Source organism: Providencia sp. PROV202 (genome assembly GCF_028479565.1).
Taxonomy (GTDB): Bacteria; Pseudomonadota; Gammaproteobacteria; order Enterobacterales; family Enterobacteriaceae; genus Providencia; species Providencia zhijiangensis.
Window position 1 is genome coordinate 215750 of record NZ_JAMPNV010000010.1, and the last position, 8701, is coordinate 224450.

Below are 8701 nucleotides of genomic sequence, written 5' to 3' on the forward strand. Positions count from 1 at the left end.
CTTATTTCACTTTGATTTTTTAGAGGAAAAACCATGACAGAAGGTTGGAATATTGCATTACTCGGGGCAACAGGCGCAGTGGGCGAAGGCATTCTTTCCCTGCTTCAAGAAAGAGAGTTTCCCGTTGGTGAGCTTTATTTACTAGCCAGTGAGCGCAGTGCAGGGGAGAGCATTCGCTTCAACGGTAAAAGCTATCAAGTGCAAGATGTCGCGGACTTCGATTGGTCGCAGGCGCAAATTGCCTTTTTCGCGGCAGGCGAAGAAGCTGCGGCACAGTATGCGGAATTAGCGGCGCAAGAAGGCTGCATTGTGATTGATAACAGTGGTATTTTTGCGTTAGACCCTGATGTGCCGTTAGTGGTACCGGGCGTTAACCCGCAAGTATTAGCGGATTACCGTAACCGCAATATTATTTCAGTAGCAGACAGTTATGTTAGCCAACTATTAACTTCCATCAAACCTCTGGTGGATGCGGCTGGCTTAGGGCGCATTACACTGACTAATATGCTGTCGATGTCAGCGTACGGTAAAGCAGCCGTTGATGAATTAGCAGGCCAAAGCGCGCGTTTATTGAATGGCATCCCTGCTGAAGAAGGTCGTTTTACTAAGCAATTAGCCTTTAACATGCTGCCATTATTAGCAGATGGCGAAGGCAGTGTTGTGCAAGAACGCCGTTTAGTTGAGCAAGTTCGTAAAGTGCTGCAAGACGACGGTTTGCCAGTCTCCGTAAGCTTTATTCAGTCACCCGTATTTTATGGTAATGCGCAAGTGGTGCACTTAGAGACACTGCGCCCAGTTAGCGCAGAAGAAGCGAGCGAAGAATTTGAACGTTTTGATGATATTCAGGTCTCAGAAGAGGGTGATTACCCAACTCAAGTGACTGACGCATCAGGTAATGACTTCTTAAGCATTGGCTGTATTCGTAACGATTATGGTATCCCGGAAATTTTACAATTCTGGTCAGTGGCGGATAACGTTCGTTTTGGTGGCGCGTTAATGGCGGTTGAGACAGCAGAAAAACTGGCTCAGGAGCTGTATTACTAATGTCGGAGTCCCCAAAGTTGCATCGCATTGCCCTCGGAATTGAGTATAACGGTAGCCGTTATTATGGTTGGCAACGCCAGCAAGAAGTGAAAAGCGTACAGGGCTGCCTTGAGGCTGCTTTGTCTAAAATTGCCGCAGAGCCAATCACCGTCAATTGTGCAGGGCGTACAGATGCTGGTGTTCATGCGACTGGGCAGGTGGTGCATTTTGAGACTTCAGCTAACCGTAAAGAGGCTGCATGGACGATGGGGGCGAATACCCATCTTCCTGACGATATTGCGGTTCGCTGGTGTAAACCTGTAGATGATGAGTTTCATGCGCGTTTTAGTGCAACTGCACGTCGATATCGCTATGTGATTTTTAATCACCGTTATCGACCTGCCATTTTATCGAATGGTGTCACGCACTTTCATTTTCCGCTTGATGAAAAGCGTATGCACCAAGCGGCGCAAGCATTGCTCGGTGAGCGTGATTTTACCTCGTTCAGAGCGGTGCAGTGCCAGTCAAAAACCCCTTGGCGTAATGTGATGCATGTAAATGTCACGCGTCACGGAAACTATGTGGTTGTGGATATAAAAGCCAATGCGTTTGTACATCATATGGTGAGAAACATTGTTGGCAGTTTGTTGGAGATAGGCTGTGGTAATCAAGATATTGATTGGATGGCACATCTTCTAGAGTTAAAAGATAGAACGAAAGCGGCGGCGACAGCCAAAGCGGAAGGGCTGTATTTAGTGAGCGTGGATTATCCTGAAAAATTTAACCTGCCACAGAATGTGATGGGGCCTCTATTTCTCGCGGATGAGCTACTGTAAAGGTCGTTAATATAAATCTCCACATGAGGAACCCCATGGAGTTTATCAGTTTTATCATTGATTTTATTTTACATATTGATGTGCATCTTGCGGAATTGGTCGCCGAATATGGTGTTTGGGTTTATGGAATTTTATTCCTGATCCTATTTTGTGAGACGGGGTTGGTGGTCACGCCTTTCCTTCCCGGGGATTCATTATTATTTGTCGCGGGCGCGTTAGCAGCATTGCCAAGTAATGATTTAAACGTACACGTCATGGTGTTGTTGATGATTATTGCAGCAATTATTGGGGATGCAGTGAACTACACCATTGGACGTATCTTTGGTGAGAAACTGTTTAAAAACCCAGATTCAAAAATTTTCCGTCGTAGCTATTTGGATAAAACTCATCAGTTTTATGAAAAACATGGCGGAAAAGCGATTATTTTGGCGCGTTTTGTGCCTATCGTGAGAACCTTTGCACCTTTCGTTGCGGGTATGGGTAAAATGTCTTACCGTCATTTTGCCTTTTATAATGTGACAGGTGCGCTATTATGGGTGCTACTCTTTACCTATGCAGGGTATTTATTTGGTGATTTACCGATAGTACAAAAGAATTTGAAATTACTGATAGTCGCGATTATCTTTATTTCGATTCTGCCGGGTGTCATTGAAATTATTCGCCACCGTCGAGCTGCTGCAAAAGAAAAAAATGCAGTGGCAAAAGAAAATAGTGCGGCGACGCAAAAAAACGATAACCAATAATCGGTTTGAAAAAAGTTTTTATCTACAGTGAGATATCATTGTGGTTTAATGGCAAAAAATAACATACTGATAGATGCTTCTTATATAACCACCCCTGAAACTCAGTAGCTGGTATTATTTGAGGTGTCGTCAGAGTGCAATCAGACGAAAAGGTCCATTAATGAGCTGGATTGAGAAAATTTTAAAAAAAGGTACTTCAACCCCATCCCATAAAGCAAACATTCCTGAAGGTGTTTGGACTAAATGTGATAGCTGTGGGCAAGTCCTCTACGGTGCTGAACTTGAGCGTAACCTACAAGTGTGTCCAAAATGTGACCACCATATGCGTATTCATGCTCGCCAACGCCTTGAATCTTTCCTTGATGAAAACTCAACAACGGAATTAGGTAGCGAATTAGAGCCAAAAGATGTGCTCAAATTCCGCGATTCTAAAAAATATAAAGACAGAATTAGCTCAGCCCAGAAAGAAACGGGTGAAAAAGATGCTATCGTCGTGATGAAAGGTACGCTCAAAGAGATGCCTGTTGTTGCGGCTGCATTTGAATTCTCCTTCATGGGTGGTTCAATGGCATCGGTTGTGGGCGCACGTTTTGTCCGTGCTGTGGAACAAGCATTGGAAGATAACTGTCCATTAGTTTGCTTCTCATCCAGTGGTGGTGCGCGTATGCAAGAAGCGTTGCTGTCTCTGATGCAAATGGCGAAAACCAGTGCTGCACTGGCGAAAATGCAAGAACGTGGCTTACCGTACATTTCTGTACTGACCGACCCAACCATGGGTGGTGTTTCTGCAAGTTTAGCGATGTTGGGTGATATCAACGTTGCCGAGCCTAAAGCACTGATTGGTTTCGCGGGTCCTCGTGTTATCGAACAGACCGTTCGTGAAAAATTACCTCAAGGTTTCCAACGCAGTGAATTCCTGCTGGAAAAAGGGGCAATTGACATGATCGTGCGTCGTCAAGATATGCGTGATCGTTTGGCTGATGTCCTCGCGATGTTAACCAATCAACCAAGTCTAAACACCGCGCCAGCGCTGGTTGTTGAAGTAGTTGACGTGGAAATTGACCTTGCTGATGCTGTCGAGGGTGCAGATAAAGCAAAAGGCGCTAAACATAAAAAAGATGATGAGTAATCTAATCATTCCTACCGCCAAGTCTCCATTGGAGGCTTGGCTTTCTTATCTCACTGACCTGCATAGTCAAAATATTGATATGGGGTTGGAACGAGTAGGGCAAGCTGCCCGCCAAATGCATCTCACTCAACCCGCTCCTCGCGTCATCACTGTTACTGGAACCAACGGAAAAGGCACAACCTGCCATACGCTTGAGTCCATTTTGATGGCGGCGGGTTTGAAGGTGGGTGTCTACAGTTCGCCACATTTAGTGCGCTACACGGAACGCGTCCGGATCCAAGGCAAAGAACTTACTGAAAGTGAGTTTTGCCAAGCATTTGCGACTATCGAAGCGCAGCGTGGAAATATTTCGTTAACCTACTTTGAATATGGCACTTTAGCTGCACTACAATTATTTAAGCAAGCTGAGTTAGATATTGTGATCCTTGAAGTAGGGTTGGGCGGTCGCCTTGATGCAACTAACGTCGTGGATGCGGATATCGCGGCAATCACCAGTATTGCGCTTGACCATACTGATTGGCTAGGTTCTGACCGTGAGCATATTGGCCATGAGAAAGCGGGTATTTTCCGTCAAGGCCATTATGGCGTGGTGGGTGAGCCTGATATGCCGGACTCTATAGGCGCTTATGCCGACAAAATTGGCACCATGCTGTTTCGTCGTGGCAAGGATTGGCATTACCAAGAACAAGGGCAACATTGGTCTTGGGAAAGTTCTCAGAGGTCATGGGCTAATTTACCATTACCGAATGTGCCGTTGGCCAATGCAGCAACCGCGATGGGTGTGATCAGCTGCTTGATGGAGATTGATGCGGACTTAGCGCAGAAAATCACTGACCAAGCTATCCACCAAGGTTTAAGTACCGCTCAGTTACCGGGACGTTTCGAGATCATTGGTGAACATCCGTTAATGATCTTGGATGTAGCCCATAACCCTCATGCTGCAGGCTATTTAGTCTCCAAACTCGCGCAATTACCAGTGGTAGAAGGTCGACGAATTCGTGCGGTAGTGGGAATGCTGGGGGATAAAGATATTCAAGGGACATTAACTTGTTTATCCCAGCAGGTAACTGACTGGTATCTTGCACCACTGAGAGAGTTTCGTGGTGCAGATGTGACTGAGCTTAGTCAGCACGTTGACGGCGCCCATGAGTTTGATTCCGTGGAAGCAGCTTGGCAACAAGCGTGTGCGGATGTGCGACCACAAGATGTGATTGTGGTGTGTGGATCATTCCATACCGTGGCTCATGTCATGATGCTATTAGAGAAAACAGAAGGATAAAGCCAGTGGCTAGTAAATTCCAGAATCGTCTTGCTGGCGCCATTGTTTTAGTCGCTGCAGGGGTCATCGTATTGCCTGCATTGCTGGATGGCGATAAAAAATACAATGAAAATGAATTTGCAGCCATTCCGATTATTCCCAAACCGGGTGATGAAGAAGATATTGAGTCAATTGCGCCAATTACACACAGTGCATCGACCGCTTCTTCGGAAGGAACTTCTGAAGCGATGTTATCGGAAGCTATTACTGAGCAAAAGCAAAGTGAGCAGCCTTCTGTAACCGCAAACAGTGCAAATCAAAGCAGTGCAAATCAAAGTAATAATAGTCAAAACGTGGTGAATCAAAATGGAAGCGCCATTCCTGCCAATGTCACGCCAGAAAAACCACGGGTAGAGCCGAAACCGGAACCTAAGCCAGAGCCAAAACCTGAGCCTAAGCCTAAGGTGGAACCAAAGCCGGAACCGAAACCAGAACCTGCGCCTAAGCCAAAACAAGAACCTCAAGGTAAAGCCTATGTAGTGCAAGTGATTGCCCTCAATAATGCCAGCAAGGTTGAAGAAATTGTGGCGAAGCTAAGATTGTCTGGGTATCAGGTTTATACGGTGCCAGCGCAACCGGTGAATAACAAATTAACCCGTATTTATGTGGGACCTGAAGCGTCAAGGCAGAAGCTTGAATCTGCTTTACCTGAATTGAACGCAATTACCGGCACAAAAGGGATAATCCAAGCTTTTAAGCCTTAAATTGACATTCAGTTATCCCTAAAAAATAAGGGTATTTAGTAACTTACTGCGGCGATTATGATTTTTTCTTTTCGCCGCTGATTTTTTTAAATTCAATGAAAAATGGTTACGCAAACGTTTTCGTTTTCTGTTAGAATGCATTCGCCGCTGACGTGAATGCGAATTTTGGAATGAAATATGGTCTGGATTGATTACACAATTATCGCCATTATTGGCTTCTCGGCACTGGTAAGCCTGATCCGTGGATTTGTACGTGAGGCATTATCGTTAATCACTTGGGGTTGTGCGTTCTTCGTTGCAAGTACGTTCTATCCTTACTTAGCGAGTTACTTTACGAACTTTGAGGATGTTTTGGTTCGTAATGGTATTGCGATTGCAGCACTGTTTATCACGACATTGATTGTCGGTGCAGTGGTGAACTATGTGATTAGTTCATTAGTACAAAAAACCGGATTATCGGGTACAGATCGTGTACTGGGGATCTGCTTCGGTGCGTTGCGTGGGGTATTAATTGTATCGGCGCTATTGTTCTTTCTCGATACATTTACACCGCTTCCTCAAAGTGAGGATTGGCATCGTTCACAGCTTATTCCGCAGTTCAGTCATATTATTAGGTGGTTCTTTGACTACCTGCAAAATGCGTCAAGTTTCCTACCGGAGAATATCTCTCCGTCTGGCTGATGAGGAAAGACTAAATGTGCGGTATTGTCGGTATCGCCGGTGTTTCACCGGTAAACCAATCAATTTATGATGCGTTAACGGTGCTACAGCATCGTGGGCAAGATGCAGCGGGTATTGCGACTATTGATGGTAAAAACAATATCCGTTTGCGTAAAGCAAATGGTTTAGTAAAAGATGTCTTTGAAACGCGCCACATGCTGCGCCTTCAAGGCTCAATGGGTATTGGACATGTGCGTTACCCAACCGCGGGTAGCTCCAGCGCATCCGAAGCCCAGCCTTTTTACGTTAACTCTCCTTTTGGTATCACCCTTGCACATAATGGTAACCTGACAAATGCTCACGAACTCGCTCGGAGTTTATTTGAAACAGCACGTCGCCATGTGAATACCACGTCAGACTCCGAAATTCTTCTAAACGTATTAGCATACGAATTAGATAAGTTTGATCATTTTCCTCTCGAACCTGACAACATTTTTAGTGCCGTAGCATCAATGCACAAAAAAATCCGTGGCGCCTACGCTTGTGTGGCACTGATTATTGGCCACGGGATGGTGGCATTCCGTGACCCTCACGGCATTCGCCCATTAGTCCTTGGTCGCCGTATTCTTGCGACTGGCGAACATGAGTATATGGTCGCGTCTGAAAGCGTAGCACTTGATACTTTAGGTTTCGAATTCCTGCGTGATGTTGCGCCAGGCGAAGCGGTATATGTCACTGAAGATGGCAAATTATTTACTCGCCAATGTGCAGAAAACCCGCAGCTGACACCATGTATTTTTGAATATGTTTATTTTGCTCGCCAAGATTCGTTTATCGATAAAATCTCTGTGTATAACGCAAGATTGCGTATGGGGCAAAAATTAGGCGCGAAAATTGCGCGCGAATGGGAAGACCTGCATATTGATGTGGTGATCCCAATCCCTGAAACCTCATGCGATATCGCGTTAGAAATCGCCCATATCCTAGATAAACCGTACCGTCAAGGTTTTGTGAAAAACCGCTATGTTGGACGTACCTTTATCATGCCTGGGCAACAAGAACGTCGTAAATCTGTGCGCCGTAAACTGAATGCAAACCGTGCAGAGTTTCGCGATAAAAACGTTCTGCTGGTGGATGACTCTATTGTGCGCGGTACCACATCAGAACAGATCGTTGAACTTGCTCGTGAAGCGGGTGCAAAGAATGTCTATTTTGCTTCAGCTGCACCAGAAGTTCGCTTTCCTAACGTATACGGCATCGATATGCCAAATGCGAATGAGTTGATTGCACACGGTCGGGAAGTGGATGAAATCCGTAAACTGATTGGCGCAGATGGACTAATTTTCCAAGATCTTAGCGACCTCATTGACGCGGTTCGTGAAGAAAACCCGGAAATCAACGAATTTGAATGTTCCGTATTTGATGGCATCTACGTGACCAAAGATATTGACCAGACCTATTTAGATTATCTGGAAAATCTGCGTAAAGATGATGAGTTGAAGTTGAAAGATCAGAGTGATGTTGAGGATTTAGAGATATACAACGAAGGCTAAATTTTCGGAAATTTTCGTCATAGTTAGGGCTACAGCGTTGTTGGCTTCATTCAGCTACCCAAGTCACATACTCTTGTATGCTCCTTGGGATAGCTTTATTTGCCGCCTAGCTGTAACCCTAACTATATAGAAAATTAATGATATTTTGGTCGGCTCGCCTAGCTATAGCATGAATTATTTAGAGGATTCTAGCGAAAATAGTTCCTTAGAGTTAACTTTCATGCTGCTAGGTAACTTTTAATCAAAGCCATATCCATTCCTAGCTCAACACCCTCCGCGTATTTGGTATATAATGCAGGAAATTACGTGAATTGGGGTTGAACATGAAAAAACTTATCATTGGGTTAACGGGCGCGAGTGGAGCTTTCTACGGTATTCGATTGCTGGAAGTGCTCAAGCCTGTGAAGGATGTGGAAACCCACCTAGTGATGAGTGTAGCAGCACGCCAGACATTAGCACTGGAGACAGAATGCAGTGTTAAAGATGTGCAACAGCTAGCAGACCATGTTTATGATAGCCGCGATATTGCCGCTGCCATCTCCTCAGGCTCTTTTCGTACTGCGGGTATGGTTATCATGCCGTGTACCATGAAAACCCTTTCAGGCATCGTTCACAGTTATACTGATACGTTAGTCACCCGTGCCGCAGATGTCGTTTTAAAAGAAGGGAAAAAACTGGTATTAGGGGTACGTGAAACACCACTGCACTTGGGGCATTTACGGTTGCTTGTTCAAG

Annotated in this window: 9 protein-coding genes; all 9 read left to right on the forward strand. The window is 45.2% G+C overall.

The window, feature by feature from the left end; genetic code table 11:
* Positions 1-33 precede the first annotated feature (33 nt).
* A complete protein-coding gene (locus PR799_RS07315; RefSeq protein ID WP_154628903.1) occupies positions 34-1044 on the forward strand; it encodes an aspartate-semialdehyde dehydrogenase in 1011 nt (336 codons plus the stop codon).
* Entirely contained in the window at positions 1044-1859 is an 816-nt protein-coding gene (truA, locus tag PR799_RS07320; protein ID WP_154628902.1) for a tRNA pseudouridine(38-40) synthase TruA, read from the forward strand. The genes PR799_RS07315 and truA overlap by 1 nt, the downstream gene beginning before the upstream one ends.
* Before the next feature lie 35 nt (positions 1860-1894).
* Positions 1895-2602, forward strand: coding sequence for a DedA family protein (locus PR799_RS07325; protein WP_154628901.1), 708 nt, complete (start codon positions 1895-1897; stop codon positions 2600-2602).
* Positions 2603-2762: 160 nt separating this feature from the next.
* Complete coding sequence (gene accD, locus PR799_RS07330) at positions 2763-3731, forward strand: acetyl-CoA carboxylase, carboxyltransferase subunit beta (RefSeq protein WP_154628900.1); 969 nt, start codon at positions 2763-2765, stop codon at positions 3729-3731.
* Positions 3721-5010 carry a bifunctional tetrahydrofolate synthase/dihydrofolate synthase gene (gene folC, locus PR799_RS07335; RefSeq protein WP_272521606.1) on the forward strand — a complete coding sequence of 430 codons (1290 nt, stop codon included), beginning with the start codon at positions 3721-3723 and terminating at the stop codon, positions 5008-5010. The genes accD and folC overlap by 11 nt, the downstream gene beginning before the upstream one ends.
* A gap of 5 nt (positions 5011-5015) precedes the next feature.
* On the forward strand, positions 5016-5753 hold the full coding sequence (dedD, locus tag PR799_RS07340) for a cell division protein DedD (RefSeq protein WP_272521607.1): 738 nt from the start codon (positions 5016-5018) through the stop codon (positions 5751-5753).
* 177 nt (positions 5754-5930) lie between these two features.
* The gene (cvpA, locus tag PR799_RS07345) at positions 5931-6434 is read left to right on the forward strand and encodes a colicin V production protein (protein WP_154628898.1); all 504 of its coding nucleotides are present in this window, start codon (positions 5931-5933) and stop codon (positions 6432-6434) included.
* A gap of 14 nt (positions 6435-6448) precedes the next feature.
* Positions 6449-7966: an amidophosphoribosyltransferase gene (gene purF / locus PR799_RS07350; protein ID WP_154602886.1), complete on the forward strand. Its 1518-nt coding sequence runs from the start codon at positions 6449-6451 to the stop codon at positions 7964-7966.
* Positions 7967-8289: 323 nt separating this feature from the next.
* Positions 8290-8701 (forward strand): UbiX family flavin prenyltransferase (locus tag PR799_RS07355; RefSeq protein WP_272521608.1); only part of this gene is annotated, 412 nt, incomplete at its 3' end.